Origin of the sequence: Streptomyces glaucescens (assembly GCF_002154375.1) — a bacterium.
GTDB lineage: Bacteria > Actinomycetota > Actinomycetes > Streptomycetales > Streptomycetaceae > Streptomyces > Streptomyces glaucescens.
The window spans coordinates 1-528 of record NZ_MUND01001053.1 but is presented as its reverse complement, the minus strand read 5'-3'; the positions used below and the strand labels follow the sequence as shown (position 1 = coordinate 528).

1 protein-coding gene is annotated in these 528 nt (G+C 75.6%); it reads right to left on the bottom strand.

The genetic code is table 11. The features are described from left to right. Window positions 1-528, bottom strand: a 528-nt coding sequence (locus CCN42_RS40505; protein ID WP_245877704.1) for a carbohydrate kinase family protein, incomplete at both ends; no start/stop codon positions are given.

Sequence of the window (528 nt, the reverse complement as noted above, 5' to 3'; positions counted from 1 at the left end):
CGGCGCCCGTGGTGTCCCGGGGTGTCGTCGGTACGGCGGGGACATGCGCGGTCACGGCTCCGGACCGGGCCACCAGCGCACCGTCGGCGCCCTGCTTGACCACCACCAGGGGGATGCTCCGGCTCAGTTCGGCCGCCGCGGCCGCCGCGTCGCTCCGCCCGGTCAGCAGACAGGCCTCGTCCCGGCTGGGCAGCAGCACCTCGACGCCGGCGACGAGCGTCAGGAAACGGCCGGCTCCCAGCTCCTCGAGGAAACCGGCCGACGCCGGGTCCAGACTCACCGGCACCCCACGCGCGCGTGCCGCCGCCAGGGCCACCGCCACGAGCGCCCGGCTCGGCTCGGAGAACAGCAGATAGCCCGACAGGTGCAGGCGTACGACACCGTCGAGCAGCGCGTCCGACCAGTCACCGGGGCCGAGCCGCAGGGAGGCCCCGCTGTCGGTGAGGAAGGTCCGCTCGGCCGCCGCGCCCGTGTCGACGAGGCAGATCACCGTCCCCGTGGGCGCCTCGGGATCGACGACGAGCCGCG